This window comes from Methylorubrum extorquens (assembly GCF_024169925.1).
Taxonomy (GTDB): domain Bacteria; phylum Pseudomonadota; class Alphaproteobacteria; order Rhizobiales; family Beijerinckiaceae; genus Methylobacterium; species Methylobacterium extorquens_A.
Genome location: NZ_JALJXF010000001.1, coordinates 27,501 through 53,481, shown reverse-complemented (window position 1 = coordinate 53,481; position 25,981 = coordinate 27,501). Strand labels below are relative to the sequence as shown.

The window sequence follows — 25,981 nt, the reverse complement described above, 5'->3', positions numbered from 1 at the left end:
GGTTTTTCCATTCTAGGATCGGGAGCAGGCGTCCGAACGACGCCGTGCCGCCTTACGAGATCCGCGCCTCGGTCCGGGGCAGCTCGCGGGTTGCGAGGTTGCGCTTGACCGCCTCCTGCACCTTCTCGAAAGCCCGCACCTCGATCTGACGGACACGCTCGCGCGAGACGCCGAACTCGCCCGACAGATCCTCCAGGGTGATCGGATCGTCGGCCAGCCGCCGCGCCTCGAAGATGCGTCGCTCGCGCGGGTTCAGCACGCCGAGCGCGTCGCGCAGGGCCGAGAGGCGGTTGCGCCCCTCCTCCTCGCGGGCGAGCACGGTCTCCTGGCTCGGGCTGTTGTCCACCAGCCAATCCTGCCACTCGCCCTCGCCCTCCTCGCGCAGGGGCGCGTTGAGCGAGGTGTCGCCGGACAGGCGGCGGTTCATGTCGATCACGTCCTGCGTCGGCACGCCGAGCGAGGTCGCGATCTGCTGGACCTGATCGGGGCGCAGGTCGCCCTCGTCGAGCGCCGAGATGCGGCCCTTGGCCTTGCGCAGGTTGAAGAACAGCTTCTTCTGGTTGGCGGTGGTGCCCATCTTCACGAGCGACCACGAGCGCAGGATGTATTCCTGGATCGCCGCCTTGATCCACCACATCGCGTAGGTGGCCAGCCGAAAGCCCTTGTCCGGATCGAAGCGCTTGACGGCCTGCATCAGGCCGACATTGCCCTCGGACACCACTTCGCTGATCGGCAGGCCGTAGCCGCGATAGCCCATGGCGATCTTGGCCACGAGACGCAGGTGCGAGGTCACGAGGCGGTGGGCGGCTTCGCGATCGCCGCCGTCACGCCAACTCTTGGCCAGGGTAAACTCTTCCGCCGGCTCCAGCATCGGGAACTTGCGGATCTCATCGAGGTAGCGCGAAAGGCCTCCCTCATTGGCGAGCACGGGCAAAGCGCCGGCCATGTGCACCTCCTTCAACAGCCCCCCTGTCGGGCGGGCTCCAAGCGTATGGCCGCTCCCTTGAGCCGACCACGCCGCTCCCCATCTTAATGGAAATCCGTCATGCCCGGTAGCGACCAACGCTGTTCACGCAGGGTCCAACGCGCGAACCGGAGTCCGGGTTTAACGTGTCACGGGCGCACAGGGGTCGCAGTGCCGAAACGCACCTTTCTTAGCCCCCTTTCGATGCTCCACCGCACCCCGCGCGTACCGCCTCGATAGGGCGTCTCGATAGGGGATCTCATGCCCCGCGGAGGCGGACCGGCTCCTGAGCGGTCGCGCGCAGGCGCGCATCGAGGAGGCGCAGGATGTCGTCTCGCGGCTGCGGACGGCCGAGATGGTAGCCCTGCATGAAGGGGCAGCCCATGGCCTGGAGCGTGGCGAGGTCGTCGGCGGTCTCGATCCCCTCGGCCACGACTTCGAGACCGAGCGCCCGGCCGAGACCAAGCACCGCCTGGACGAGGCCGCGCTTGTCCTCAGCCTCGGTCAGACCGGTCACGAGGCTGCGGTCGATCTTGACCCGGTCGGCCCGCAACTGGCGCACCGAGGCCAGCGACGAATAACCGGTCCCGAAATCATCGAGCGCCATCCGGATGCCGGCCCGCGACAGCGCCAGCAGCTTGCCCTGCACCGCCTCGATATCGAGCGCCGTCTCCTCGGTGATCTCGATCTCCAGGGCTGTTGCCGGCAGGCCGAGCAGCCGGAGGCGCTCGAGCACGATCTCATCGACCGCGATCTGCGCCATCTCCCGCGGCGAGACGTTCATCGCCACCGAGAGGTCGTGAAGTCCCCGAGCCCGCAGCGTGCACAGCATCGTGCAGGCCTGCTCCAGGATGAAGCGCAGCAGCGATTCGGTCAGGCCCGCCATGGCGGCGGCGGAGATCAGGTCGGCGGGCGGCACCCAGCCATGCACCGGGTGGTGCCAGCGCACCAGGGCCTCCAGGTTGGTCACGCTCCGACCGTCCCCGCCGAAGATCGGCTGGAACCACACGTCCAGCTCGCCCTCGGCCAGGGCCTGCGAGAGATCCCGCTCGCAATCGCGTCGCATCTCCAGGCGCGTGCTGAGCCCGTCGTCGAACAGGCGGACGTGATTGCGGCCGGAATGCTTGGCGGCATAGAGCGCCTCGTCGGCGCAACTCAGCAAATGCGTCAGGCTGTCCGCCGGACGGTGGCAGATGCCGACGCTCACGCCCAGCCGGCCGGTGTCGAAGCTCTCAAACGGTTCCGACACGGTCCGGATGAGGCGCTCCGCGAGGGCGGCCGGGCTCTCGATCACCCGGCCCGTGTCGTAGACGAGGGCGAACTCGTCGCCCCCGAGGCGGGCGGCGTCGCACTCCACCGGCAGGGCGGCCCGGATCCGGCGGGCGACCTCGGCGAGAACGCGGTCCCCGGTGGAGTGGCCGTAAACGTCGTTGACCGACTTGAAGCCGTCGAGGTCGAGCAGCATCAGGCAGACCGATGCCCCCGCCGCCAGCCGCTCCTCCGCCCGCTGGACGAAGCCGGCGCGGTTCAGGAGGCCGGTCAGGCCGTCATGCGTCGCGCGCGCGCGCATCTCCTCCGCCAGGGCGCTCGCGCTGGCATGGGCGGCCTTGCGCGCCTCGGCGAGCGCGGTCGCCTCGTTCTTCAGGCGGCTGGTCTCCCGGAATCCCCGCTCGGTCGCGATCGCGCTGCGGATCAGGGCGGCCAGGTACAGCAGCACGGTGGCCGCGAGGCAGGTCCGGTCGAAACCGCCGACGGCGAGCAGACACCCCGCGACCGACAGGAGCGGCGGCGTGATGAAGCAGATCGGGATGCGCGCGTAGGCGATGCCGTGGGTCACCGCGCCGGCGGTGATTCCGCAGGTGACGGTGAGATAGAACAGTGTCTGCGCCGAGGTGTAGCCATCGCACAGGATCGGCAGGAAGGCCCACACGGAGCCGGAGAGGAGCGCGGCGAGGCAGGCCAGCCAAAGGTGCCGGTCGATCGCCCGGGAGGCGGCCTCTTCGGAGATCGGAGCCCGGCCGGGAGACATCGCCAGCCCCGCACAGGGCGCGCGGCACAGCCCGAAGCGCAACGCGTTGACGGCGGCGGAGGTAGAGAACCAGAGGCCGCCGACGGCACCGTGCCCGGAATGCAGGGCCACCAGGAATCCCGCCAGACCGAGAAGCACGTTGACGGGCAGCGCCTGCTGCACGCTGGCGCGCACCGCCTCGAGCTGATCGCGGCGGATCAGCCTATCGAGATGCGGCTCGGTGCTCGGACGTGAGCGCATGAGGACGAGTCCGGGTCGGACGCTTCGGAGATGAAGCACACTGCCTTTACGCGCAAAGACGTAACAGATGGTTGAGAAGAGATTCGCCGCCCGACCGCACAACGCGATGACGAGCCCGTGACGTCACGACAGACCTTACCTTACGTTCCTCTGGAATGATCTTTCGGCAAGAAGCGCAGAAAGATCGAGATAATCGAGGCCGCTTCGTTCTAATGCCTGCCGTCCCCGCCGCGCCGGAAGCTGCGGTGATCGATCGGCATTCCGGCCGAACCGGCTACGATGAAGTGTCTCTCGCAAAAGGCCCGCTGCGCCGCCGTGCTCGGAGGCAAGACGATCGGTGATCAGGGTTTCGGCAGGCACCTCAAACCCTCGGAAGTTCCGGTTCCACGATGCCGCCTTCGGTCGCGTCCCAACGGCAGGCCGGAGTTCTACTTATCCGGGCATCCGGCGCCCCGAGCGCCGCGCCGATCCCCTCTCACAAAGGTCGTCATGCGCATTCTTCACTCGATCGGTCGGGCCTGCGGCAAAGGCCTTCGCTCCGGCGTCGAAGGTCTGATCGCCGGGCTCGACGGCCTGACACGCGTCGTCCGGCATGCCTCGGACCGCTTCGACACACACTGGGCGCAGCGGACGGCAAGGCTCCGTTCGCGCCGCCGCCCCGCCGGTCCGCAGCCACTCGATCTGCCCTTCCTCCACCTGTAGGCCGCGTCCCGGCGCGTTTCCCCCAGGCTGCCCGTCACCCCTTCTTGCGCAAGGGACGCACGAAACAGCCCGCGCTCGGCACGAAGCCGGTGGCGCCGCAGAACTCCGGCAAACCGGTCTCCTCCGCGGCGGCAAGAAGCTGGATCGTGCTGCATCCCGCCATCCGCGCGGCTTGCGAGGCGGCCTTCAGCAACTGGCGGCCGACGCCGCGGCGGCGCCCGTCCGGAGCGACCAGCAGCATCGTGATCTGCGCTATCGGCGAAGCGCACTCGAGCACCGGATACCAGTGCAGCACCACGATCCCGCTCGGGGGCCCCCATTCGAGGGCGAGCAGCGCCGTGCCGTGGCCGTACCGAAGCATCTCGAGCTGTTGGGCCAGGACGTGCGAGGGCACGGGATGGCCCGAGGCACTCAACAGCTCCGCAAGCCCCGCCGCATCGGCCGGCAGTGCCGAGCGGATCTCCAACCCGTATCGGCTTCCCAACAGCACCTCCGCTCGATGTCGCTCTCAACCTGCGCACGGCGCCCGAGCGCGATCTGCGCTCCTCCACGGGACCGACGGCGCGGGTGTTTCACGGCGGCGGGCCCGGACGCAAGGCGACGCGATTTCCGGGTCCGCGTCGTTGCCGCGGTGTGGTTCGTGGCGCCGTCACCCGGCCGGGCCCCGGCGCCGCGCAGCGGATCGTCTCAGCCGAGGGCGGCCAGCAGCCGCGAAAAATCCTCCGGCAGCGGGCTCTCGAAGCGCAGGCGCTCGCCGGAGCGCGGGTGAAGAAATCCGAGTTCGACCGCGTGCAGAGCCTGCCGCCCGAGGGCATCCAGGGCGGCGCGAGCGGGCTCGCCGAGCCGGGCCGCCTTGGTCTTGAAGGCGCCGCCATAGACCGCGTCTCCCAGCAGCGGATGGCCGCGATGACTGAGATGCACCCGGATCTGATGGGTGCGCCCGGTTTCCAAGTGGCAGCGCAGCAGGGCGGTGACGCCGCTGTCGCCGTGCACTTTTTCGATTCGGTAGTGCGTGATCGCCTCCCGCCCCTCGCCCTCGCGGACCACGGCGATCTTTTCGCGATTATGGCGCGAGCGCGCGAGGTTCGCGCGGATCGTGCCAGCCCGCGGCTCCGGCACGTTCCAGACCAGCGCCAGATAGGCCCGCTCCAGGGCGCCACTGCGGCCATGGTCGGCGAATTGGGCCGAGAGGCCCTGATGGGCGAGATCGTTCTTGGCAACGACGAGCAGGCCGCTCGTATCCTTGTCGAGACGGTGGACGATACCGGGCCGACGCACGCCACCGATGCCGGACAGGCTCGCCCCGCAATGCGCGATCAGCCGATTGACGAGGGTGCCGTCCTCGTGCCCCACCGCTGGGTGCACGACGAGCCCCGCCGGCTTGTCGATGACGATAAGATCCTCGTCCTCATGTAAGACGGCGAGCGGCAAAGCCTCACCGAGGGGCTCGGCGGGACGGGGCACCGGAACGCTGAGATCGATCCGGCTGCCGGCCCCGACCTTGCGCGCGGGATCGCGCACCACGACCCCGTCGCAGCGCACGAGCCCCTCGCGCACCAAGCCCTGGAGCCGGGCACGGGAGAGATCGTCGAAGACGCGGGCAAGGACGCGGTCGAGCCGCTCGGGGACGGTTCCCTCATCGAGAACGAGGCTGCGCGCCTCATCCGCGTCGGGGATCATGGAAAGCACCGTGGAGGACACCGTGAGGATTCTCGTCATTTCGCCCCGGAAAGCGCTTGCGGGGTCCGGGATGCCTCGCTATACGAACCCCCGTCGGCCAGGAAGCTCCCATCGTCTAGCGGTCTAGGACGTCGCCCTCTCACGGCGAAAACAGGGGTTCGATTCCCCTTGGGAGCGCCATCCGGCTCAATGACTTAGGTCTGGTTCAGCCCTCCGCGGCTGTTGTCGTTGCAGAAATCGTTGCAACGCGGAGCGCTGATTATGCCTCCTGATCCCAAACACCAGCCGCAAGTCCACCTCGCCGATCTTCGGTCCTGGGACGAGCTCGAGCAGTGGGTTTCCGCGGCGGCCGAGCGTGCAGGATGCAGCTGTGCCGAGGCTCTGAAGGATCTGCGCCGCAAGGGCGCTTTCGTGAGCCTGCTGTGCGCCGAGCTTGGGATCTCACCCCCGCCGCGATCGAAACCCGGACCGAAGCCCCGGCCGGTCCGGGATACGCTGATCGAACAGCTCAGAGCCCACGCAGAGACGAAGCTCGGGCTGCGCGGCGCCGCGCTCTGGGCGTGGGTACACAGCCATCTCGATAACCCCGATGCGCTGTTCGGCGACAGGCTCAGCGTCACCGGCGCGGCTATGAAGCGACGCTACTATCGGTCCCGCAAAGTCCGAGCGGAGTGACAAGTTCCGACGGCATAATTCGTCACCAGACAGCGGGCCAATCAGCGCCGATCATGCAGCCTCTAGCCGTCGCATAGCCGATTGGGAGGTTGCCCGTGCCGAAGTCGCCCCTGCGAGTGAATGCTGTCGCTGAAGAGCGTGCAGCAATGTCTGTCGACGAACTCGCGATCTACCTGCGCATCTCGCCCGCATCCGCGTGGCGGCTGCTGAAGACCGGCAAGCTGGCGCGGGTGAAGATCGGCCACCGGACCGTCGTTCGCCGCGTCGACGCTGACGACTTCCTCGCACGCTGTGCTCAGGCGAGCGCGGCCTAGCCCCTGAACGCGAAAACGGCGGCTCGCTCCCACTAGAGCGACCGCCGTTTCCGTCTCGACCCATTGCCACGCGCCCTGGCAGGGGCGCCGGAAGGCTTTCCGATGCAGAATGACAACTTAGGGCGTGGCGGCCCTGCTCCGCAAGCTTTCAATGGACTGTCGCTGAGCGAACTTCTCCAACTGCGATTATCTGAGCAACAGCCAATAGAGCTTCCCGCTCCGGCAGTCCCCAATACCTTCGCAGCCTTCCGCCGGCTCGGCTACCGCCGGCTCGTTCCGATCGTCCCGCCCGGCGCCGAGCTCTCTCCCGCCTCTTCCCTGGCGCGGCGCCCCGGCAGCCGCGGCAAGGCCGTAGGCAGGCCCGGGCCGAACGGATGGCGTGGCTTCAACTGGCACGCCGTCGAGCTATCGGCGGCCGAGTTCGACGAATGTCAAGCGGCCGGCGCTGGCGTCGGCATCCGCACCGGCGAGGGCCACATCGCCATCGACATCGACAGCCTGTCCGAGAAGTGGGCGCGACGGGTGATGGTGCAGGCTCACGAGACGCTCGGACCGGCATCCTGGCGGATTGGGCGGCCCCCGAAGCTGCTCTTGCCCTACCGGGTGCGCGTCGAGGACATTGACGCCGTGGGGTACCGCGTCGTCCTGTTCGACGACGGCACGGCGTTCGAACCGGCCAAGCGCCCGCGCGTGGAGCTGCTCGCGGCAGGGCGGCAGTACGTGGCGGCCGGCGACTATCCGAGCCTCAACAAGCGGTATGAGTGGCCGGAGGGCGTGCCGGCCTACGACGAGCTGACGGAGGTCTCGGCCGAGCAGATCGAGGGGTTCTTCGCCGAGATCACCGCCAAATTGCCAGAGGCGAACGCCCCGCGGTCTGGCGCGGCCGCTGTCGACCGTAGGACCGTTGTCCAGGCATCCCTGATGGGCGCGGTGGAAGAGGTCCGGCAGCTTGTCGCCCGAATCCCGAACGACGTGCCGGACTATGACGGCTACTGTGCAATGGCTGCAGCCATCCGGGGCGCCCTGCAGGACGATCCGGACGCGGGCTTGGAGATGTTCCGCGAGTGGTGCGACCGCTGGGAAGATGGCGAGATCGATCCCGGTTTCGACGAACGCACCTACTGGAGCATCAAAAGCCCCTTCGGCCTTGGCATCGACTTCCTGCGCTCGCGCGCATCGCGCGCCGCCGGTAAGGTGCTGACGCCTCCGGAGCTGTTTTTCGAGCCGATCACGGACGAGCCGGACACGAGCGCATTCGGCGCGCCAGTGGTGGCGCAGGCAGCGGAGCGGCCAACCACGCTTGGGGGCATCGACCCTCGCGATTGGCAGGATCGGCCGGCGCCGATACGGGAGTGGGAGGCGCCAAGCCTCATCCCTAAGAATGAAGTGACCCTGCTCTACGGCGATGGTGGCGTCGGCAAAACGCTGCTGATCCACCAGTATGCCACAGCGGCGGCGACCGCCCGGCGGTGGCTTGGCCAGGAAGTGCGAGCCGCACGCACTATCCTATTTCTCTGCGAGGATGACGCCGACGAGCTCCATCGGCGGCAAGACGACATCAACCGGGCCCTCGGCGTCGACTGCCGGGATCTAGGCGCCCTGCGGATGATCCCGCGCGCCGGCGAAGATAATTTCCTGGCCGAGTTCGATCGGCAAACCGGAAGGATGAAGCTGACCGACGTCTGGCGTGCGTTGCGCGCCGAGGCGCTCGCCTTTGGGGCCACCGTCATCGTGCTCGACACGTTGGCCGACATCTTCTCCGGAATCGACTTCGACCGCGCCCAGGTCAGCGCGTTCGTGAAGGGCTGCCTGCGCCGGCTGGCCCGTGAAGTCGGCTGCACGGTGATCGCGCTCGGCCACCCGTCCCAGGCTGGCAAGTCGTCCGGTGACGGTAGCTCCGGCTCGACAGCTTGGAACAACGCCTGCCGGTCCCGGCTCTATCTCCGGCGACCGGAGCCGCGGAAGGGCGCGCCGGCCTCTATGTCGACGGATACGCGCATCCTCGAAAGCAAGAAATCGAACTATGGCCCGGCGGGGTCGAGCATCACCATGCGGTGGGCGCGAGGCGCCTTCGAGGTTGTCATGGCCTCCGGCGTGCCGGGCGCTTCGGTCTTCGCAAACGGCGCGGTGCCGCAACTCGCCGACAGGGCCGAGGCAGCCATCGTCCAAGGGATCGAGGCGCTTCCCGGCGAGCGGCTGAAGGTTGGCCGCACATCGCCCTATTCAGCCGTGAGGCGTCTCTGCGAGTTGGAACCCGAGCAGTTCGGCGACTTCCCGGCGGACGAACTGCAGGCGGCGCTGGATCGACTGGTGTCCCGTGGCGCCGTCGTCGAACATTCGATCGGACAGGACAAAAGCCGCCGTCAAACTTTTGGCCTGCGCGTCGTGCCGGACAAACTGTCCGCATCGGGCGAAATCGCAGCGAGTTCTTCGGTCGATCGGGCTCAAATCTCTGCAGCAGGGTCTGCCGCAAGCTTGCAGCAAGCTTCCCCTGTTTTGCAGCAAGCTTCCGACCAAAACCCTGCTAAGTGATTGATTTTACTTGCCGCAAGCTTCTGCAGCAAGCTTGCGCAAGCTGCCGCAAGCCTCGGATAGCGCTATGCCAGGATGGCTCCAAGCGGTTGCTAGAATTGGGAAAACGGAGTTGGCCCTATACCGCCCATTTTGCGCAAGCTGCCGCAAACTAAGCTTGCTGCATTGCGCCCCTATAGGGGGAGGGCCGGCTATGCGGCCCGCCCTCCCCGCGGGGGGCATGGGGCCGGCGCCTGCGGCGCGTGGCGGAGCGGTTCACAGCACCTTTGACAACGTGGGAGAGCAGCCAATGCCATTGAAGTCGGGCCAACTCACAATCCAGGAACGGCATTTCGTGAAGGGCATGGTGCGCCTCAACGATCCGGCGGAGGCCGCGCGACAGGCCGGCTACTCGCAACCGTCGTCACAGGGCGGCGCGCTGATGCGCCGGCCGAACGTGGTCGCACAGATCCAGGCAGAGGTGACTGCGCGCCTCCGAACCGAGGGCGCTCGGATCGGGGTTGGTACGCTAATCGACATCGCCAGCGGGAAGGAGTTTCCGGCCGGCGCGCGCGTCCTGGCTGCGCGTGAGCTCGTGAAGCTATCCGGCGTCGGCGCCGACACGCCTGATGACGAGAAGTCGCCGGACCAGATGAGCCGGGCCGAGCTCGAAGCAGCGGCGCGCTCGATCCGGGACAAGATCGCCGACCTCGATGGTGTGATCGACCTAGAGCCGGTCGAGGCCACGACCGCGCCCATGCCGAGCGTCTTCGACTGACTTGCGCCCGGTCAGGCGCTCGCCATGCGGGCGCGCAGCCGCGCCACCGCCGCGGCCGTCCAGGCGCCGCGACCGCTCGGCGTCGGGATGTGCTCGGCCGACAGCGCGGCTGCGACCATCCGGAGCGACGCGGTGCCGGCCGGATCAATTCTCAGCAGGATCGGCTCCAGCGCTGCGGCGTGCTCATCGGCCTGCCGTGTCCGCGCAGCCCGGGCCCTGGCGGTATCGTCCGCGGTCCCGGCACGGCCGCGGAAGCCGCCCAGGCGCTGCCCTCGGGCCTTGGCCGCCGCCAGCGCCGCCTTGGTCCGGGCCGAGATCAGGCCGGCTTCCAGCTCGGCGACGGACATCATCTGCTGCAGCAGGAATCGGCCGGTCGGCCCCTCAATCTGCGGCAGGTCGCAGAAGCGGACATCCACGCCAGCGGCCAGCAGGTTCGAGAGGAAGGCCTGCGATCTGGCGAGGCGATCGACCTTCGCCACCACCAGCGCCGCCCGGTGCGCGCGGCACAGGGCCAGCGCGCGGGCGAGTTCCGGCCGGTCGGCGTTGCGTCCGCTCTCGACCTCGACGAACTCGGCGATCAGCGACCAGCTTCCGCCGTTCAGGTAGGCGGCCACCGTGGCGCGCTGCGCGTCCAGGCCGAGACCGGAACGGCCCTGCCGGTCAGTCGACACGCGGAGGTAGGAGACGAAGCGCCCGGTGGCCATTTTGGAGGTGTCTCAGACTGTGCAACGGACGTTGCAAACAACGATACGGGCAGATGCGGCTGTCAGCGCTTGGTTTGCCGCTCGCAGAGCATCTGCATTCTGACTGCGAGCCACCAGCCGCGGAATTCGGGTGACAGGCCGCCCTTGGGTGGTGGGTCTTCCGGCGGCAGGAACTTCCTGGCGCGCTTGCGGCGCTTGCCGGTCAGCGTCTTGAGGTGCTGTCGCTCGCTCTCCACGAAGGCGTTGAAATCGCGCTCGGTGACCAGGACCGGGCGTCCGGGCAGGAAGGCCAGCCGGCCCGCCGCGCGAAGCTTGCGGATTCGAGCGACGGAGCAGTTTAGGCGCTCGGCGACCTCGGCCTCGGTGAACAGCGTCTCCACGGTTGTCACCTCGCCCGCCTGCGGACTGCATCGCCGGCGCCGTCACCGTCGGAATAGCGACTAAGGATCCAGTGAGCGAAGGCGATCAGCGCGGTCCGCTGTTCGTCCGTCTTGGTCGATTCACGCATGCTCCGGCGACCGACCGTCCAATGGATGTAATACTTTCCGTTCCTGTGCCGCTCGAGACGTGGGAAAGACATCGCTGCGCCTCATGGTTCAAGGGCGCCCCGATCGGAGCGCCCTGCGTAATAAGGTCGACTTCAGTTGCCTTGGATAATGCTCTGCCAGCACGATAATAACTGCTCGGCTTGTCCGAACGTCATGCCGCACGTCGAAAACGAGAAGCACGGTGTCCCGATATCGTCGCTTAGCGCCTCAATCACAGCGGAACTCGGCGCATCACCCGCGGCGCGGTTCGGGCTTGCTGTGGCGATGCTGAAGTGGGTCTGTCGCGGGCGGTCGTGATGGGCGCGCTGAGCGCGGGCGGCGATCGGAACGATTGCGTTCATGGTGGGTGCTCCTGACGGCCCGCGTTTCAAGCGGGTTGGCGAAGTCCAGGGCTGAAAGCGCCGCGTCAGTCGGCTCCCCGCGCCTTTAGGCATTGCCTTGGACATGCGCGCGGAGACCCTGGACATCTGCCAGAAGCTATAGTCTCACCGGATACTATAGGAACGGCTGACGGGGTGGCTTTCAAACCAGCACTTGAGAAAATGGGCGCTGTTTCCCACGTTGTCAATGTATTTATCCAAACAAAATCTTGTCTGATATACCAGACATTCTGTCTCTTTGCTTGAGACAGGGCGTACAGAGGAGACACTTACTGCTGGGGTACGCCCCCAGGCCCCCGGTACGCCCCAAATTCGGCGCGGAAACCGGCGCCGGGCGCTCGCACAAAAATTCGGCCTGAAAATCGAAGCGGACAGTTTGTCCAACAGCAAGCTTGGACAAACTGTCCAAAAGCAAACTCGGACATTTTGTCTGACAACCTAGGAATAGCTCGAGGTTTGCGCCCCAAATCCATTCGATCTATACAGTTGATGACCCACTACTTGCGCTCTATAATATCGACAGCATGAGGCGCAGTGCATGACCGAGCCGAACGACCCGCCCAACTTCGCCTACGCGATCCCCTCGTTTCTGGGCTTCCTGGAGCGAGCGGCCGGCGCCACAGATCCTCGACAGTTCAGCTTCGACCTGATCGGCGCGTTCGATGAGCTGATGCTCCTGTTCAAGCCGGGACGCTCATTCCAGTTCGGCGAAGGCCAGCGCCACGCCATCCGCCATTTCGCGCACCGCGCTTTTGAGGCCGGGCGTCCCCTGGAGCTGGCAGGCTGTGGCGTCGACGTGCTGGAGCGGGGCCTTAGCGGCGTGATCGGCCTCGGTGACGTCCTGACGCTGCCGGAAGAGGAGCGAGACGGTCCTAGCAAGCGCCAGCGCGAGCGGACATTCATGCGGGCGGTCAAGCGGCTTCGACACGCCCTCTACGCAGCGCAGATCGCCATCGACGAAGAACGCGCCGACGCCGATGTGGAGCTGCCGCCGCTCGGAGACCTGAAGCTGCTTGCCGGCCCGACGGCGACCGTTTTGCCGTTCCGGCTCGAAACCCGAGAGGCCGTCAAGCGCCGAGAGGCTCGCCAAGCTGATGCCGCCGCGGCTCTGTGGAAGCGGGCCGCGGCTTACTTCTGGGCCGCCCACAATCTCGACGACCCAGCCACGCCCTACGCCGCAGGCATGCGGCTGCTCTCTGAAGGCCTCGCCGCGGGTTTCCGGCTGTCGGCACCTGATCGGATCACCATCGCTATAGCTATGCTGAGCGCGCAATGGGCGGTCCACCGCGTCTTCGTCCCAACGTACCTGTCCGAGCCGACGTTCTCCGTCGTCCGCGCCCGGACCCATCACATCCTCGACGCTCTCGAGGCCGACGACGCAGAGCGGTCCATTTGGCAGCCTGAATGGGTTGCCGGCCTCTGCGCGGATGTGTGCCGTCAAGCCAACACCATCGCCGACGCCGCGCACGATCGCACCTACAAGCGCGCTGAGCTGTCGGTGCACCGCTACCTCGCCCAGCAGGCTGGATAGGGATCAACGATGCCGCGCATTCGGCCCCGGGGTCCGCTGATCGACCCGACGCAGCTCCGCGAGGGCTTCAGCAGCCTCGCGCAGGCCTTCGCACCGCCGACGGCGCAGGAGATGCTCGCTGGCGCCAAGATCCGCGAGACCAACCAGAAGGTCTCCCAGATCGCCGACCTCTACTCCATGGCCGGCGGCAGCGACGTGGATCAGGCTCGGCTCGACCGGCTGGCCGGGATCGCGGGCGCCTATAACCCGAGCCAGAGCCTGACCGCCGTCGGCATGAGCAACGCCACGACGCTGCGGGCGAACTCCGCCGACAACGAGCGCGCCCTGACGCAGACCCGCCTACAGCAGCGGGGCGAGCTCGACCGCGCCATGCTGGCGCCGGTGGGGGCCGGGGGCACACGCTTCGTGCCGGGCTCGATCGCCTCCGCCTACGGCGTGCCGGAGACGCAGACGGGCGTCGTCTCGCTCAATCCCGGCGACCGCGCCGTTCTGCCCGACGGCCGCACGCTCGACGGCGCCCCGAAACCCCTGACGGACGACCAGCTCCGGGCGCAGATCCTTGGCGGCTTGCCGGAGAACGAGCGCCGCGCGGCGGCTCTCGCCAACGTACCGGTGGAGACCGTGCAGTCGCTGGGCGGCCCCCGCATCGCCTTCCGCGCCGATGCCGTGGGGCAGGCGCCAGCGCCCGCGCAGGCTGCGCCGACCAACCTCGCCCGCCTGCAGGCCGAGCGCGCCGCGCTGCCGCCGGGCGATCTGCGCGCCGCCGAGTTCGACGCGGCAATCGCCGCCGAGGGGCGCGGCGTCACCGCCGACCCGTACCGCAACACGACAGAGCAGGAGCTCGCCAAGCGCCACGCCGAGATCGTGAAAGTCGGCAGTGGCGCTACTGCGATGGCGGGGAATCTCGACCATCTCGAAACCCTGCTTGCCGCCGTGCCGACCGGCGCGTTGGCCGAGCGCAAGGCGCAGGTGGCGGGATACGCCAGCGACCTTGGCCTGACCGACGTCGCCGCGTCGCTGACGGGCGGCAAGCTCGACCAGATCCAGGCCGTCCGGGCGATCATCGAACGTCTCGCGCCGGGCCTGCGCACGCCGGGATCCGGCGCGCAGTCGGACCGCGAGCTGCAAAACTTCCTGCGCAGCTTGCCCTCGCTCGGCAACACGCCCGGCGGCAACCGGATCATTCTTGAGACGCTGCGTGGGGCCGCACAGCACCAGGCCCAGGCTGCGGACCTCGCGCGGCAGGCCCAGGCCGGCACGCTCGACAAGTTCGAGGCCGAGCGGCGCATCGCGGCACTGCAGTCCCCCTTCGCCCGGTTCGGCTCCGGCGAGGGACCGGCCGCTCAGCCCGACGCCGCGGCCGGTGGCGCACCGCGTCAGCAGGAGCCGATTGCGGTCTCGACGCCGGAGGAGGCGCGGCGCCTGCCGTCGGGCACGCCGATCCGCCTGCCCGACGGCTCGGTCGGACAGGTGCCGTAGGCAGCGCCCTCCAGAAGATGCAGCTGCCGCCAAAAAAGAGGAACGAGCAATGAGCACCCCGATTCCGATGCCGGACCTTGGCAACGACAACTATCTTAGATTTACATCAGGAGATGTTATAACACTTCAGAATACGGTGCACGGCCAAAACAACTATCAAATCAGCGAACAGTCGACGTTCCTGGAAAAAGCGAAGTCTCTTTTAGACAAAAATGATCCGAGATTCATCGGTCTTGCTTTGCTACACGGCCTGAAACGCTCCGACGGAACTTACGTCAGAAACTCTACAACCAATACGGTCAACCTAGACGACATTCCAGTGCCGCTAAGTGCTGTCACAGCACGGATATACCAAGGGCTTCAGCAAACCATTACCGGCTAAAGGCTAGTGCGGCGAGCGCCATGAGGTTAGATGAGGACCGCAGCTATGGCCGATGATCCTTGGGCGAATTTCCGAGTTTCTCCGGCTGGCTCCCCGCCCACGCCGCAGGCCGACGAGTGGGCCGCCTTCCGCACGCCCGCAGCCATATCGCCCCCGCCGGCGCCCGCGGCGCAGCCAAGTGTGGCCGTCGATGTCGCAAAGGCCTTGCCGACCGGCGCCGTGAAGGGCGCAATCGGCCTCGCAGGCTTGCCGGGCGACGTGCAGGAGATGAGCAGCGGTCTGTTGGATCGCGCGATGCTCGGCGTCGGGCACACGATCATGGATTGGACCGGCTACGGCCCCCAGGTCGGCACGCCGGAGCGGGAGGAGTTCGACCGCCTATTCCGCGGCATCGGATCCGGCGGTGGCTTACCGGGCTCTAGCGCGATCCGTAGCGGCGTCGAGAAGGCGACAGGCCCACTCTACGAGCCGAAGACCGTGCCGGGCCAGTATGCGCAGACCGTCGGCGAGTTCGCCCCCGGCGCGCTGGTTGGACCTGGCGGCGTGGCGCGGCGCGTCGTCGAGACCGTCATTCCGGCTGCGCTGTCCGAGACGGCGGGCCAAGCCGCGAAGGGCACCACGGCCGAGCCGTTCGCGCGCCTCGCCGGCGGCGTGGCCGGCAATCTCGGCGTGGCAACGGCCGCGGCCCGGGCCGACGCGCCAGCGCGCGCCATCGTCGCCGCGACGCGCGGCACGACCGAGGCGGACCTTGCCGCGGCGCGGACGCTCGGCGAGACCGCGCAGCGCGTCGGCGTTCCTTTAACCGGTGCCGAGGCGATCCAGGGCGCCACGGGCAACGCGACGAAGCTCGGCGACCTGCAGCGGGCGGTGGAAGGCTCACTCGACGGTGGCGCCGTGCTCGCGCGGGTCTACGCCGACCGCCCTGCGCAGATGCGCAACGCCGTCGACGAGGCGCTCGCGGCGCTCGGTCCACAGAGCACGGCGCCGTCGACGATCGGCCCGCGCGCGGCCCAGGCCGCCGAGGCGGCCATCGACGAGACGCGCCAGGGCATCAATCGGGCGACACGGGCCGACTACGCGGCGGCCGGCACCCACGTGCTCGACCCGGCCGACTTCGAGCCGCTCGCCCGCGACCCGGCGTTCCGGGAAACGCTGCGCCAACTCCGCGCCGACCCGGTGCTCGGCCCGACGTACCGCGATCTCCCGGACAATTCCGTCGCCGTCATCGACGCGGTGACCAAGGGAATGCGCGATCGCGGCGTCGCGCTCGGCAACCGGGCGAATCCGGGTTTCAACTCCGAGACAGCCGGCCTCTACACCGGGGGCGCAGCCGAGGCCCGCGCCATCGCCCGCGACCCGGCCCGCGGCGGCTCCCAGGCCTACGACGACGCGCTGACAGCCCAGGCGCAGGCCCGGCGCCAGAACCTCGAGCCGCTGGAGCACGGACCGCTCGGCCAGCTCGCACAGGCCGGCGACACAGCGGCGGCGACGCAGGCCGTCCTACCGGCGCGCCCGCTCGTAGGTGGTGAAGCTGAGCTCGCCGACGCGGTGACGCGCCTGCGCGCTCGCGATCCGGATCTCACGAACGAGCTCATCCGCCAACGGCTCGCCGATCAGTTCGACGCCAGCGCGACGCGCCTCGTGGGCGGAGAGGCCCAGGGCGGCGGGGCGCGCTTTGCCAAGGACATCGCCGGCACGGAGCAGCAGGCGCGCAGCCTCGACGCCGTCTTGGAGGCCACCGGCGGCCCGTCCGTTCGGCAGCCCATCGCCGACGTGCTCGACGTCCTCCGCGCCACGGGCACGCGCAAGCCGCAGGGCAGCCCGACCGACTTCAACCAGCAGATCCGCGAGGCCGTTGGCGAGATGCCGCTGACCGCCCAGGCCATGACGGCCCTGCGCACGGGTGGCGCTTCGCTGCTGACGCAGGCCGGTGACGGGGCCAAGCGCGTGTGGCTCGGCCGGAACAACCGGACGCTGGCGGAGATCCTGTCCGCGCCGGACAGCGTCGGCCGGATCGGCACCATCCTCCAGCGGGGCACCGCCACACCGTTCGCCGACGCGGTGCTCCGGCAGGCGCTTCAGTCGCGCAGCATCGGAGAACGCTGATCGTGGCCGACCAAGTCGTCGTCATAGATTGGTTCCAGATGAGGCGGTCACCGACCCCCAGGCTACCGCTCGCCGGGGGAGGGCCCTCGCACGCTGCGTGACGGTGAAATCTTTGTCAACAAGTCAGACGAGGTGATATGCATCGGCGATGGCACCGGGGCATTCATCGAATTTTCCATGAAGAACGGCGAGGCGAACACCGTTCAGCATTCAAGATGACTAGCTCGCGATCTGGGAAGTCGCCGACCAGCGGTGCGAGATGCGCCGGATGGCGGCGGACATCGCACCGCTGAAAGCTGCCCGCTCGACCTAGTTGCCCGGGCGGTCTACGCCCACGCGGCCGAAGCCTCCCATCCGCACTGCGTCGCCAATGCGTCGGCAAACACTGCATCAAGGCGCAGGCGCTCGGCCTCAACGTGCGGACCGTCGACAGCGACCGGGCGGCAACGGTTGGTTGATCAGTCCAGCGCCAGGTGCCTTATCGGAGGTGAGGTCCAACGCGGTGGTGCGTTGGGGCTCGCCTGTGCTCGCAGATGCTAGCGAGGCCGCTCGATCGGATGGTTCGCTTTTATGCCGGCTTGCAGGAGGCATCTTTAATTTTCATGTAGTTCAAAGTATTTTTCATATTTTCGATGAGCTTATCGTTAATATGTCCTGAGGTTATGAACATAACATCCAATCCTTGCGTTGATGATGTTGGGTCTGGTGTCTCCAATTCTAAATTGACAGAATTGTTTATCTTGCCTATTCGTAAATTGACATCAAACTCATACGCGTTGCTTATAAATGTTTCTTGCATTTTCCATGCAATCGATGCTCCTTCAGAAGTGTTTCCGAACGCATCCGTGCCACCATAAGAACCTTGGCTGCCTAGATACGTAGAGGAAGATGTCACTCTTGCTCCGCCTTGCTCTATAAACCGCGATCTGAAAGCCTCCGCCAACGCATATGGTGTTTTAGAGCTTTGGAAATTACATACCACACGTATCTTCTTTTCTGACCTTACTAAAATTGTAGGTCGTCCATCGGATATATTTAGCCTTTGGCTTGATGCCGGCAGACTTGGAACATCATCAGCTTTTGCTGCTTCTAGAAACTCAACGAGAGAAACTTTCAGCTTCGGGGTGACGACAAGCCCAGATGATACAAGAAACTTGAGATTTGTTTTTGCCTTTGCCGGATCCTGTGTTTTTATCATCTCCAAGATTCTTGCGGCCTCGCTCCTGTATTCTTCTATCTCGCGATTTCCACTGTATTTATCGATCTCCAAACGTCTTTGATTTTTGGCATTGCGAGCTTGAATGATGCTATTGCCAAGCAGGCCGAATATGGCCGCAACTAACGCTACCGTCCAAGGATTATAAAACCGAGCAAATTTCAATTCCCTTGACCGTATTTCAAGCTCTCGCTCTTTGAGTTCCAGCTCTCTGGCCTTAGTATCCGCTTCGGCTTGCTTTACTGCGGTCTCTTGAAGAAGCCTATCTTCTGCTCGCTCTTTGAGCGAAAGCTCACGCTCTTGTAATTTTCTGTCGAAAAATTCGGCCACTTAGGGTGCTCACTCAAATTGTATCAGCGTTTTCATACATCCTCACCGATAACAGTATAAAAATGATGACGAGGTTACGGCATGGCGTGAGGCTGCTCCTCTGCGGTCGACCGCACCTTTGACGATGAGATCGGTCCGTTCGGCCCGCCGGGCGCGGCCATTCCCTGGCCTTGCACCCGCTCACCCTTCCGCCAAACCCATGGCGCGGAAAACCGGCCCGCCCAGATTCCGCGCTTGGCCAGCTTCGCTGCATCCTCCTGCGCGACGTAGGCGGTCGAGTAGCGACGGTAGGCCATGCCGAGGCCTTCCTCGACCAACCAGCCGTTCAGGTCGAGCGCACCGAGGCGGCAGACTGCGACCGTGCGCCCGTACCGGTCCTTTTCGATCGCCTCGCAGGCGACGTTGCCCTGGCCGATCTTGTCGGAGAGGGCGCAGGCCGCCTTCCGGTTGAAAGAGCGTCGGGAGCGATGCGCTCAGTTCGCGGCTCCAACCACTTCGCGAGCCTCGTGCAACGCTTCCTGCAGCGTCTTATCCCTCGCCTGCTCCAAAGACGCCTTGTCGTCCTTAAGGAAGGCAGATCGGGCAGCCCCTTCGATCTCCGGCCGGCAGAGATCGAGCATGGCCTTCACGAGATCCTCGCGGTTCACGAACTTGCCCTCACGCGCCTTAGCCATTGTGCGGAGGCATTCTCGGACAGGGCTTGCTGCGGGTGCAGGGCCGGCGTTTACGGGTGCGGTAGCGACTTGCGGCGGTGTTGCGACTACCGGCGTCACCGGCGCAGGGGCGGGCTCGCTTGCGACCTGCTGCCTCGGAGTGTTCAGCGCCGCCTTTGCCTGAACCGCGGTCGTTACAACGTTCTTTCTGATAGCTGTCTCAATCTCCGCTCTCAGCGAAACAGCATCTGCATCGGGATACTCCATGCGGATTTTGGCAGTACCCGCCTTAGCCGCGTTCGCAACTTCATCACTGCAGATGGTCAAGGCTGCTGTGGCGAGCACCTCTGCACCTTCCGACGACGTCACGAGCTTGACGATCTGGTTCGTCGTGCATTCGTACATCTTGTCTCGGTAGAGTGACGCAACGCGATCCGCTTCCTCGATCCGAGCTTGCTTCGCCGCTTCTTGCCTTGCAACCTCCTGCTGCCTCGCCGCGATTTCACGGGCTTCGGCAGCGGCGAGCCGCTCGAACTCGCCTTTCAGTCGATTGCCGAGCGCCCGCGGTAGGTCGCTAATGTAAGGGCCAGCGAAGAACGTTTGCCCGGTCCCGGCTCCATAGAGCTGGTCATGCGTGCCGATGAGAGTGCTGAGCTCGGCACCGCACTGCCCCTTCGGCAAGGCCCGCAGTGCGTCCGCCCACTGCCCCTGCTTGGCCAGACGAACCGCATCGGGGGCCATCAGCAAGGCTTGGGAGATGCAGTTCGTTGCAGCTCGGACGTACGGCAGGTGAATCTTGCGCTTCTGAGCCTCGGTTAGGGCACTCACGTCTGTTTGGGCGTTAGCTTCGACCGTTGCGAACAGCGCGCAGACTGCAACGGCGAATCGAGCCAAGTCACGCATCGTGTCCCCACAGCCCCCACAAGCGCTGAGCCCAGCAACGCTGCACAACCTCACGGAATGATTGCCACGTCGAGAGTTGCCAGCGCAATTGTCCGGCAGCCCAAGCAACAGCGAAAACTCACGACGGCGTCAACGATGCCACACGAAGGCTGCTTCGCCCGCGGAGCTCACTTCGCCGGACGCGCCTCGGTGAACGCGCGAACTAGCACCCGCCGACCCCGGGCATCGTGGACGTCAACGAGCCAATCGGACCAATCGGTATCCGGAGCCTCGGCCATGATCGCTTGCGCAACCCGATCGGCCTGCAGCCCAAGCGCACGCAGCCGCGGCACCCACCGCCCGGACAGATCGAAGACAGCGTCTCCGCCCCCGCCCACGCAGTGGAAGTGGTAACGCTGCACCGTCACTGACGTTTTCGCTCTGCGTCCACAGCGCTCCCCATGCCATTTCGGCGCCTCGCCGATCCGCGTTGAACCCAAATCAGCCATCTGGTTTGTTCACTGTACGTTCTAACGAAATCGGGGGTGACATGCACGCTGCGGTCGGGCGTCGGACAGGGCTGCGCGACGATCTGCCGGCTACGGTGGACGCGCGATAGGTAGAGGCGGAAATGATCGCCAAGGCCTATCAGAGCGCGCACCGGGGCGATGACCGGGCCGCCCTCGTGGCGGCGATTGTCGATGCCCTGGCCGATCTCGCAGCCGCCGAAGAGCGGACAGAGGCGGTGCGGCGTCAGTTGTCCCGCGGCTACGTGCGCGCCGGAGCGCCAGCGGCTGACAGGCGCGCCTGATGTCCGACCCGATCCCGTGCCTTGCGCTGTATCCCTATGTCGTTGTGCGCGTGGAGTGCGGAATCTGCCCGGCGCGTCGAGGCGCGTATCGGCTGGCCCGGCTTGCCGGCATCAAGACGGAAGGCTGGACGTCGGTGCGCAAGGTGAAGGAGGGCGAGACGACGGACGATATCTACGCCTTCCTGACCACGGACCCGAATGCCGAGGTCGGCGCGATCCATCCGAAGGCGATGCCGGTGATCCTGACCATGGAGGAAGAACGGGACGTGTGGCTGCGGGCGCCTTGGTCCGAGGCGAAGGCGCTGCAGCGCCCGTTGCCGGATGGATCGCTGATGGTGGTGGGGCGCGGCTCGAAGCACGATGAGGGCTGATCGACCGGCTCGGCCCCGGCCAAGCGGTCACGGCCCTAGAGAGGCGGCCCGGATGGGTTCGGGTGCGGCACAGCCTGACGCAACGCGAAGGCTGGATCCAGGCTAAGCGCCTGCGCGATGCCCCGTCGGTTGAGGAAGCCGAGACGTCGCCAGCGCCGAAGGTCGCCCCGGCGCTCAGCGTCGCGGCGTTCGCAAAGCTCCTGATAGCGGAAACGATCGCGAGCTATCCCAGCAGCTGCGCCTGCCTTTACCAGAGCGACCGCGGCGGCCGTTCGTGCGGGCGCCGGAGCGCCCATTCGCGGCCGGGTGGCTACTCGCCGCTCTGCTACCCAGCCGACGTCACGCCGGAGATGGTCGCGAGCTACAGTGCCAGCCGTTGATTGCGCGATCTGCGCTTCAGCTGGCGCTAAATTGAGGTCAGCTCTATTGCTGGAAATACTATTCGGGTGCCACTGATTCCCAAATCAACGACATGAGGCGGCGTCAATTAGATTCGCGCCGCCATGAACTTCCAAGGCGTTCGAGGATGACCTACAGAATAGGAAGTCGCCTTGGTGTTTCGATCGAACTAAGCTCTTTATAAAGCTCTTTTGCTCGAGCGAGGCGTCCCGCCTCGGATTTTTCGGGCTTCCTCCTTGCAGTTTCTTCCCACGGATCCGGGCATTTCTCAATTGACAGATACAAAGCTGTGGCAGCGAGCTCAAGTTCGACAGAATTGGCCTTTGATCCTATCTGTGCGATTTCAAGACGTGCTTTGTTGTCCGCAATTTTTTCGCGGTTATCAACTTCATAGGTGGAGTAAAAGCCACCCCATGCTGCCGGCTGCTCCTTCTCAGTTACGACTCCAGCGAGAACGGCATCCCGGGTGGCGTGCGCTAAGCCCTCGCTGAAGGGGCCATAATGATAGTATTCAAACTTGAATCCAGCCCCAAGGCCGGCAGCCTCCAGAATGAAAGCAATTTTCTGGAGCTTGGTTCTTCCAACAACACGGCCGCCCGCGTCACCAATGATGGAAGCGACCTTTTCGAAGTTATCTTGGGTCATTAGGCCATCTCCCCACTAATGATACCGTCTAGCCGTTCTCTCGCCTCGCGATCGTCCGAATCTACGTAAACGCGAAACAGCTTGAAAGGTTTTATTGCATCCACGACGGCTGATCGACTTTTTAGGTCGGCCAACTCGCCGCTTTCGGTACGTATGTTGATACGCTCGAGCGGACCCTTAGAAGCATCAACAGGCTTGTATGGCGACCTTTTCGCCGTATCGACCAAGAGTCGGCTTTCATTCCCTGCTTCTGCTGACCATTCGACTATCCTTCTCTCTACACCAGCGCAGATTTTATCTATCCTAGACTCTATCTCTGGGTTATGAGGCATCTTCTGGGACAGCATAACTCGAACGTCGATACACTTTAGTAGTTTTCTGTCGCGTAACCGGGTTGAAATACGAGCAATTTTTCCATCCTTGGCGTCCGCCATCAAAGATAACGCGCCCCAAATGACAGTATCATCGAGATTTAGAACAAGATTAAGTTCTTCAGGGTGCTTGGCGAATTTCACGACAGGGTGATTCTCAGGAAGGCCCGTCTGCTCCAAACTCCCGTCTCGAATCATCGAAATGGTTCGAATGAGAAGTTCAGTGTACAACTTCTCTGCGCCGCGCGTTGTTTTGTGGTAATAAATCGTAGGATAGAGTTGAAATAAGCCCAGTACAAATGCTTCTGCTGCGTGGATAGCCTTGGTGCCTAGTACGAAGGTTTCCACCTCTCCGACAGACGTTTCGTCTACTCCAAAAGGCACCTTCCCGATTTCGAGGTTGGCGCTAAGCCACTCGAAGTCGATTGCAGCATGATGACTTCCAGTCATCATTCTATCTCGCTGCATATAGTCTAATCTATCTGCATCAAACTGACTGGAAACAACTGCGCTGTATATCGTTTGCTTGCCGATCCCCTTGATAACATCTGCAGCATCATCTGCAAAACCGCTTCCAAGCTCTTTTAAGACCGCGGTGACTTCGCTGTTGCGGATGATTTCGTCGCTAACGGTCTCGTGATGAGCCATCTTGAGATTGAGGCGTCTTCCAACCTCTTCAAAGGCGTGACTGAAAGGCCCGTGCCCCAGATCATGAATCAGGGCCGCTGCCAGTGCCTGGTTGGCCTTAGATTCCTCGAAGCGGGGCAGCGACCGCTTGATGATACCCATAAGCCGACGAGCGGTATGAAACACACCAAGGCTGTGGGCCAACCTCGAATGCGTGGCGCCTGGGTATACGATGTCCGAAAACCCAAGCTGCTTGATGCGGCGTAGGCGCTGAAAAGGCCGCGTCTGGACAGCACGCCACAGCGTGTGCTCAAATTCCGTAGATGTATCGAATTCGATGAGGTTGTGTAGCGGATCACGGATACGTTGCCGCACGCCTTCCCTGTCCGCCACTGATGCCTCTCCTCAAGCGATCGAATGCGCCTCAAGCCTTTAACGTTGAGGGGCCTGGTTGATCCGGAGCGTTTCCGGCTTATCCCCACCCTAAACACAGCTGGGGCCTAGTTGCGGTCGATTTTGCGACATGCGCCTCGGCCCGATCTGCCCAGCGGGCGAACATTATAGAACAAAACAAGAACTGATCCGAAGCGCTCCAGCTCTCTTCGAACCGGTTTGAGCGAGTTATCCACAGGGTGGATTGGTGTCGATTTCGTTAAGCCTCGGCGGCTGAGATGCCGGTTGCCGGCGGGCTGTCGGATCTCGACTCGCGCAGGCGCACGCCCGGCCCGCCCCCGTTCTCGGGGATGAACTCAAGGCCAACGGCTTCAAGTGCCCGTCGGATGGCCTCGGCGTTGGCCTCGGTGACACTCAAAGGGCCATCCTGCAATTCGGCTCGACGGATCGTTGCGACGCCGAGACGAGCAGCGTCGGCGACGTCCTGGGCCGTCCAGCGTAGGAAGGCGCGAGCCGCCCGGAGCTGTCCGCTTGTGATCTTCAAAATATCACCTGATCGCTAATTGACAGACCGATATCACGTGATATTTCTAATATCACACGGTCTGAAACGGATCAAACGATGTCCGCCCGCCGCTCCCTCTCATGGTCGACTGCCCTGTCCGACATGCGGAACGACCGCGTGCAGGTTCCGGCGGGCTTCCTCGGCGCCCGCGGCCGGGTCGAGGGCATGGTACGGTTCGGCAAGGTTGCCCTCGTGAAGGCTGACGGCTCCTTCAACCGCGCCGGCATCATGACCGCCGCCGCTTCTGCCGCGAAAGCGCATCAGCTCACCTACGGCTCGACCTGGGCCGTCGCCATGTCCGTGGCGCTCAAGGCCGCGTGGCAGGCCGCGCGCACCACCCGCGCTCGCGCCGCTCACTGATCCCGCCGCCGACCGGATCGGCGCCGAAACGGGACCCACCCCCTCCAATCCGACGAACCCCAACGAGCCCTCACAGGAGCCCGAACGATGACGCACGCCCTGATGCTGCCCGCCCTCGCCGCCGACGGTGACCGCGTGCCCTTCCATGCCGACCCCATGCTTGCGGCGGTCGAGCGCCACAGCGAGGCGTGGGCCGTCTTCCAGGTTGCGCAGCCGGGCGCCGACAGCGAGCGGGCCGACGATGACATGCAGGCCGCGCTGATGGCTCTCCTCGGCACCGCCTGCGCCACGCGGGGCGGCGCGTTCTGCCTGATCCAGCACCTTCGCTGGTGGCTCGCCGAGGAAGCGCCGAACGCTGGCGCCTATGGCGATGCGTGGGCGATCGCGCGGGCCCGGGAAGCGGACCTGTCGAAGTTTCTCGGCGTCGAGCGGATCGAGCGGCGCCCGCTCGTCCTTCCGTCGGGCCGTATGCTTGCCCCCTTGGCCGAGCGGCACCCGGTGCCGGCGTCGGCCCGAAACGGCAACCTCCTGGCCGCGGCCGGTGAGGCGCTGTCGGCCCTCATCATCGTAGCAGGCGGCGCATGCCTGACGGGCTTCGCCTCGCAGCTTTGAGCGTTAGCGCGGCGCCGTCCACGCGCGCAACGGCAGGCCGGCATGAAGGCGCTCCGCCCCCTGGATCAGGAACGCCGTCGGATGCTGCGTGCAGAAGGCGCGCAGGGATCCCACCACCAGATCGGCGTTCAGGCCGGACAGGTCACGGAACTGCCGATCGCGCACGACCAGCACGTTGTTGATTCCCGTGGCAAAGCCAAGCGTCCAGGTCATGAACGCCGACCGGAAGGCTGGCTGATCGAACAGCGGCGCGGCGTCGGTGCAGGACGTTAGGCCGAAGCCGGCAGCGTTCGCGCCATCGGCTCTGCAGGGTGCCGCGGCGAAACAGCCGGACAGCGCCAGCGCAGCGAGACAGCGGCGCATCTCAGGCCCCCGCCCGCGCAGCCGCCAGCCGGGCGAGCGGCACGACAGTCGAGGCCACCACCTCCAGGTCGGGTGCCGTCCGGCGGATCGTGTCGGCAACGAAGCTCGGCGCGAGGTGCGCATAGTGCTTTTCGGCCATGCGGGTGCCGGAATGGCCGAGCGCCTCGGCGACGACGATTAGCGGCGCGCCGTTCCGGACCATCGCGCTGGCGTAGGAGTGCCGGAGCTCATGCAGGCTGATGCTCTCTAGCTTGGCCCGTTCCAGGGCTGCCTTGAACGGGCGTTGGTACTGCGCCGGCTTCCACGGGTCGCCGTCGTCACGCCGCATCAGCGGGTCCCGCGGCGCGCGCCCGGCGGCCA

Annotated in this window: 27 protein-coding genes, 1 tRNA gene and 2 pseudogenes (1 of these 30 running past the window's edge); 14 read left to right on the top strand and 16 right to left on the bottom strand. The window is 65.4% G+C overall.

The window, feature by feature from the left end; translation table 11 throughout:
• Positions 1 to 52: 52 nt before the first annotated feature.
• From rpoH to J2W78_RS00265, 4 genes are all read right to left on the bottom strand, one after another.
• A complete protein-coding gene (gene rpoH, locus J2W78_RS00280; protein ID WP_253366986.1) occupies positions 53 to 946 on the bottom strand; it encodes an RNA polymerase sigma factor RpoH in 894 nt (297 codons plus the stop codon).
• Between the two features lie 277 nt (positions 947 to 1,223).
• Positions 1,224 to 3,233: a putative bifunctional diguanylate cyclase/phosphodiesterase gene (locus J2W78_RS00275; protein ID WP_253366985.1), complete on the bottom strand. Its 2,010-nt coding sequence runs from the start codon at positions 3,231 to 3,233 to the stop codon at positions 1,224 to 1,226.
• Positions 3,234 to 3,969: 736 nt separating this feature from the next.
• The gene (locus J2W78_RS00270; RefSeq protein WP_301288490.1) at positions 3,970 to 4,419 is read right to left on the bottom strand and encodes a GNAT family N-acetyltransferase; all 450 of its coding nucleotides are present in this window, start codon (positions 4,417 to 4,419) and stop codon (positions 3,970 to 3,972) included.
• 203 nt (positions 4,420 to 4,622) lie between these two features.
• Positions 4,623 to 5,654 carry an RluA family pseudouridine synthase gene (locus J2W78_RS00265; protein ID WP_437178527.1) on the bottom strand — a complete coding sequence of 344 codons (1,032 nt, stop codon included), beginning with the start codon at positions 5,652 to 5,654 and terminating at the stop codon, positions 4,623 to 4,625.
• 65 nt (positions 5,655 to 5,719) lie between these two features.
• Between J2W78_RS00265 and J2W78_RS00260 the strand changes: the two genes are divergently transcribed.
• The 5 genes from J2W78_RS00260 (at position 5,720) to J2W78_RS00240 (ending at position 9,893) form a co-directional block, all read left to right on the top strand.
• Positions 5,720 to 5,795: transfer RNA gene (locus tag J2W78_RS00260), tRNA-Glu, on the top strand.
• Between the two features lie 81 nt (positions 5,796 to 5,876).
• Positions 5,877 to 6,290 carry a hypothetical protein gene (locus J2W78_RS00255; protein ID WP_253366982.1) on the top strand — a complete coding sequence of 138 codons (414 nt, stop codon included), beginning with the start codon at positions 5,877 to 5,879 and terminating at the stop codon, positions 6,288 to 6,290.
• A 146-nt stretch (positions 6,291 to 6,436) separates the two neighbouring features.
• Positions 6,437 to 6,604: a helix-turn-helix domain-containing protein gene (locus tag J2W78_RS00250; protein ID WP_253366980.1), complete on the top strand. Its 168-nt coding sequence runs from the start codon at positions 6,437 to 6,439 to the stop codon at positions 6,602 to 6,604.
• A 102-nt stretch (positions 6,605 to 6,706) separates the two neighbouring features.
• On the top strand, positions 6,707 to 9,136 hold the full coding sequence (locus J2W78_RS00245; protein ID WP_253366978.1) for an AAA family ATPase: 2,430 nt from the start codon (positions 6,707 to 6,709) through the stop codon (positions 9,134 to 9,136).
• A gap of 334 nt (positions 9,137 to 9,470) precedes the next feature.
• Positions 9,471 to 9,893, top strand: coding sequence for a hypothetical protein (locus tag J2W78_RS00240; RefSeq protein WP_253366976.1), 423 nt, complete (start codon positions 9,471 to 9,473; stop codon positions 9,891 to 9,893).
• 11 nt (positions 9,894 to 9,904) lie between these two features.
• Here J2W78_RS00240 and J2W78_RS00235 read toward each other — a convergent pair whose 3' ends face one another.
• The 3 genes from J2W78_RS00235 to J2W78_RS00225 form a co-directional block, all read right to left on the bottom strand.
• The gene (locus J2W78_RS00235) at positions 9,905 to 10,597 is read right to left on the bottom strand and encodes a recombinase family protein (protein ID WP_253366974.1); all 693 of its coding nucleotides are present in this window, start codon (positions 10,595 to 10,597) and stop codon (positions 9,905 to 9,907) included.
• Between the two features lie 62 nt (positions 10,598 to 10,659).
• Positions 10,660 to 10,977 (bottom strand): helix-turn-helix domain-containing protein, encoded by a 318-nt coding sequence (locus J2W78_RS00230; protein ID WP_253366972.1) that lies wholly within the window; start codon positions 10,975 to 10,977, stop codon positions 10,660 to 10,662.
• Between the two features lie 260 nt (positions 10,978 to 11,237).
• On the bottom strand, positions 11,238 to 11,486 hold the full coding sequence (locus J2W78_RS00225; RefSeq protein WP_253366970.1) for a hypothetical protein: 249 nt from the start codon (positions 11,484 to 11,486) through the stop codon (positions 11,238 to 11,240).
• Positions 11,487 to 12,063: 577 nt separating this feature from the next.
• Here J2W78_RS00225 and J2W78_RS00220 point away from each other — a divergent pair.
• The 4 genes from J2W78_RS00220 (at position 12,064) to J2W78_RS00205 (ending at position 17,023) form a co-directional block, all read left to right on the top strand.
• Positions 12,064 to 13,056 carry a hypothetical protein gene (locus J2W78_RS00220; RefSeq protein WP_253366968.1) on the top strand — a complete coding sequence of 331 codons (993 nt, stop codon included), beginning with the start codon at positions 12,064 to 12,066 and terminating at the stop codon, positions 13,054 to 13,056.
• A gap of 9 nt (positions 13,057 to 13,065) precedes the next feature.
• On the top strand, positions 13,066 to 14,535 hold the full coding sequence (locus J2W78_RS00215) for a hypothetical protein (protein WP_253366967.1): 1,470 nt from the start codon (positions 13,066 to 13,068) through the stop codon (positions 14,533 to 14,535).
• A gap of 49 nt (positions 14,536 to 14,584) precedes the next feature.
• Complete coding sequence (locus J2W78_RS00210; protein ID WP_253366965.1) at positions 14,585 to 14,917, top strand: hypothetical protein; 333 nt, start codon at positions 14,585 to 14,587, stop codon at positions 14,915 to 14,917.
• A 204-nt stretch (positions 14,918 to 15,121) separates the two neighbouring features.
• Positions 15,122 to 17,023: a hypothetical protein gene (locus J2W78_RS00205; protein WP_253366963.1), complete on the top strand. Its 1,902-nt coding sequence runs from the start codon at positions 15,122 to 15,124 to the stop codon at positions 17,021 to 17,023.
• Between the two features lie 568 nt (positions 17,024 to 17,591).
• On the opposite strand, the gene J2W78_RS00200 is transcribed toward J2W78_RS00205, so the two are convergent.
• The 4 genes and pseudogenes from J2W78_RS00200 to J2W78_RS24885 form a co-directional block, all read right to left on the bottom strand.
• Positions 17,592 to 18,569, bottom strand: coding sequence for a hypothetical protein (locus J2W78_RS00200; RefSeq protein WP_253366962.1), 978 nt, complete (start codon positions 18,567 to 18,569; stop codon positions 17,592 to 17,594).
• Between the two features lie 74 nt (positions 18,570 to 18,643).
• A pseudogene (locus J2W78_RS00195) lies at positions 18,644 to 19,015 on the bottom strand (thermonuclease family protein); the annotation flags it as partial.
• Positions 19,016 to 19,042: 27 nt separating this feature from the next.
• Positions 19,043 to 20,116: a hypothetical protein gene (locus J2W78_RS00190; protein WP_253366960.1), complete on the bottom strand. Its 1,074-nt coding sequence runs from the start codon at positions 20,114 to 20,116 to the stop codon at positions 19,043 to 19,045.
• Positions 20,117 to 20,292: 176 nt separating this feature from the next.
• Complete coding sequence (locus J2W78_RS24885; RefSeq protein ID WP_437178528.1) at positions 20,293 to 20,613, bottom strand: DUF6894 family protein; 321 nt, start codon at positions 20,611 to 20,613, stop codon at positions 20,293 to 20,295.
• 122 nt (positions 20,614 to 20,735) lie between these two features.
• On the opposite strand from J2W78_RS24885, the gene J2W78_RS00185 reads away from it, so the two are divergent.
• The 3 genes and pseudogenes from J2W78_RS00185 to J2W78_RS00175 all read left to right on the top strand — a co-directional run bounded on the left by J2W78_RS00185 (position 20,736) and on the right by J2W78_RS00175 (position 21,666).
• Positions 20,736 to 20,915, top strand: coding sequence for a hypothetical protein (locus J2W78_RS00185; RefSeq protein ID WP_253366958.1), 180 nt, complete (start codon positions 20,736 to 20,738; stop codon positions 20,913 to 20,915).
• A 92-nt stretch (positions 20,916 to 21,007) separates the two neighbouring features.
• Positions 21,008 to 21,286: pseudogene (locus tag J2W78_RS00180) on the top strand (SOS response-associated peptidase); the annotation flags it as partial.
• Between the two features lie 62 nt (positions 21,287 to 21,348).
• Complete coding sequence (locus J2W78_RS00175; RefSeq protein WP_253366957.1) at positions 21,349 to 21,666, top strand: hypothetical protein; 318 nt, start codon at positions 21,349 to 21,351, stop codon at positions 21,664 to 21,666.
• Between the two features lie 151 nt (positions 21,667 to 21,817).
• Here the strand turns inward: J2W78_RS00175 and J2W78_RS00170 are convergent, their stop codons facing one another.
• From J2W78_RS00170 to J2W78_RS24810, 3 genes are all read right to left on the bottom strand, one after another.
• On the bottom strand, positions 21,818 to 22,330 hold the full coding sequence (locus tag J2W78_RS00170; protein ID WP_253366956.1) for a hypothetical protein: 513 nt from the start codon (positions 22,328 to 22,330) through the stop codon (positions 21,818 to 21,820).
• Positions 22,330 to 23,721: an HD domain-containing protein gene (locus J2W78_RS00165; RefSeq protein ID WP_253366955.1), complete on the bottom strand. Its 1,392-nt coding sequence runs from the start codon at positions 23,719 to 23,721 to the stop codon at positions 22,330 to 22,332. The genes J2W78_RS00170 and J2W78_RS00165 overlap by 1 nt, the downstream gene beginning before the upstream one ends.
• A gap of 259 nt (positions 23,722 to 23,980) precedes the next feature.
• Positions 23,981 to 24,139: a hypothetical protein gene (locus J2W78_RS24810; protein WP_367399906.1), complete on the bottom strand. Its 159-nt coding sequence runs from the start codon at positions 24,137 to 24,139 to the stop codon at positions 23,981 to 23,983.
• A gap of 204 nt (positions 24,140 to 24,343) precedes the next feature.
• Here J2W78_RS24810 and J2W78_RS00155 point away from each other — a divergent pair, with 204 nt between their 5' ends.
• Both J2W78_RS00155 and J2W78_RS00150 read left to right on the top strand, forming a co-directional pair.
• Complete coding sequence (locus J2W78_RS00155) at positions 24,344 to 24,646, top strand: hypothetical protein (protein ID WP_253366954.1); 303 nt, start codon at positions 24,344 to 24,346, stop codon at positions 24,644 to 24,646.
• Between the two features lie 87 nt (positions 24,647 to 24,733).
• Positions 24,734 to 25,258 carry a hypothetical protein gene (locus J2W78_RS00150; protein ID WP_253366953.1) on the top strand — a complete coding sequence of 175 codons (525 nt, stop codon included), beginning with the start codon at positions 24,734 to 24,736 and terminating at the stop codon, positions 25,256 to 25,258.
• Between the two features lie 3 nt (positions 25,259 to 25,261).
• Here the strand turns inward: J2W78_RS00150 and J2W78_RS00145 are convergent, their stop codons facing one another.
• Both J2W78_RS00145 and J2W78_RS00140 read right to left on the bottom strand, forming a co-directional pair.
• The gene (locus J2W78_RS00145) at positions 25,262 to 25,621 is read right to left on the bottom strand and encodes a hypothetical protein (RefSeq protein WP_253366951.1); all 360 of its coding nucleotides are present in this window, start codon (positions 25,619 to 25,621) and stop codon (positions 25,262 to 25,264) included.
• Between the two features lies 1 nt (position 25,622).
• Positions 25,623 to 25,981, bottom strand: the 3' portion of a protein-coding gene (locus tag J2W78_RS00140) for a tyrosine-type recombinase/integrase (protein WP_253366943.1). Its footprint extends 763 nt past the window's final position; only the last 359 of its 1,122 coding nucleotides appear in the window; its start codon lies off the right edge, out of view — the gene reads right to left on this strand; the stop codon is at positions 25,623 to 25,625.